The sequence below is a fragment of the Bacillus sp. SRI_025 genome (assembly GCF_057592095.1).
Window position 1 is genome coordinate 1 of sequence record NZ_JBYEGB010000013.1, and the last position, 1,648, is coordinate 1,648.

The following is a 1,648-nucleotide window of genomic DNA, read 5'->3' on the forward strand; positions in this document are numbered from 1 at the left end:
GGGAAACGGATTTGCCTATTTCCCAGCCTAACTGCTTGGACGCGGATATCCAATACCGCGCTTACCCTATCCTCCTGCGTCCCCCCATTGCTCAAATGGTGAGGAGGTGGTACAGGAATATCAACCTGTTGTCCATCGCCTACGCCTTTCGGCCTCGGCTTAGGTCCCGACTAACCCTGAGCGGACGAGCCTTCCTCAGGAAACCTTAGGCATTCGGTGGACGGGATTCTCACCCGTCTTTCGCTACTCATACCGGCATTCTCACTTCTAAGCGCTCCACCAGTCCTTCCGGTCTGGCTTCACAGCCCTTAGAACGCTCTCCTACCACTGTTCGTAAGAACAGTCCGCAGCTTCGGTGATACGTTTAGCCCCGGTACATTTTCGGCGCAGAGTCACTCGACCAGTGAGCTATTACGCACTCTTTAAATGGTGGCTGCTTCTAAGCCAACATCCTGGTTGTCTAAGCAACTCCACATCCTTTTCCACTTAACGTATACTTTGGGACCTTAGCTGGCGGTCTGGGCTGTTTCCCTTTCGACTACGGATCTTATCACTCGCAGTCTGACTCCCAAGGATAAGTCATCGGCATTCGGAGTTTGACTGAATTCGGTAACCCGGTAGGGGCCCCTAGTCCAATCAGTGCTCTACCTCCGAGACTCTTACCTTGAGGCTAGCCCTAAAGCTATTTCGGAGAGAACCAGCTATCTCCAGGTTCGATTGGCATTTCACCCCTACCCACACCTCATCCCCGCACTTTTCAACGTGCGTGGGTTCGGGCCTCCATTCAGTGTTACCTGAACTTCACCCTGGACATGGGTAGATCACCTGGTTTCGGGTCTACGACCACGTACTCATGCGCCCTATTCAGACTCGCTTTCGCTGCGGCTCCGCATCTTCTGCTTAACCTTGCACGGGATCGTAACTCGCCGGTTCATTCTACAAAAGGCACGCCATCACCCGTTAACGGGCTCTGACTACTTGTAGGCACACGGTTTCAGGATCTATTTCACTCCCCTTCCGGGGTGCTTTTCACCTTTCCCTCACGGTACTGGTTCACTATCGGTCACTAGGGAGTATTTAGCCTTGGGAGATGGTCCTCCCGGATTCCGACGGAATTTCACGTGTTCCGCCGTACTCAGGATCCACTCTGGAGAGAACAACATTTCAGTTACAGGGCTGTTACCTTCTTTGGCGGGCCTTTCCAGACCTCTTCGCTTATATCGTTCCTTTGTAACTCCGTATAGAGTGTCCTACAACCCCAAGAGGCAAGCCTCTTGGTTTGGGCTGTTCCCGTTTCGCTCGCCGCTACTCAGGGAATCGCATTTGCTTTCTCTTCCTCCGGGTACTTAGATGTTTCAGTTCCCCGGGTATGCCTTCTCATACTCTATGTATTCAAGTATGGATACTACTCCATTACGAGCAGTGGGTTTCCCCATTCGGAAATCTCCGGATCAAAGCTTGCTTACAGCTCCCCGAAGCATATCGGTGTTCGTCCCGTCCTTCATCGGCTCCTAGTGCCAAGGCATCCACCGTGCGCCCTTTCTAACTTAACCATTTCTTACTTTAGAAAGAATCACTATGTGTGATGAACTTTGCATTGCATTCAATGTGAATGTATTACTTATTGTTATCTAGTTTTCAAAGAACA

At 51.2% G+C, this 1,648-nt stretch carries 1 rRNA gene; it reads right to left on the reverse strand.

Annotation, left to right across the window (positions count from 1 at the left end):
- Nucleotides 1-1,553, reverse strand: a 23S ribosomal RNA gene (locus tag AC20OE_RS18715); the annotation flags it as partial.
- Between the last annotated feature and the right edge of the window lie 95 nt (nt 1,554-1,648).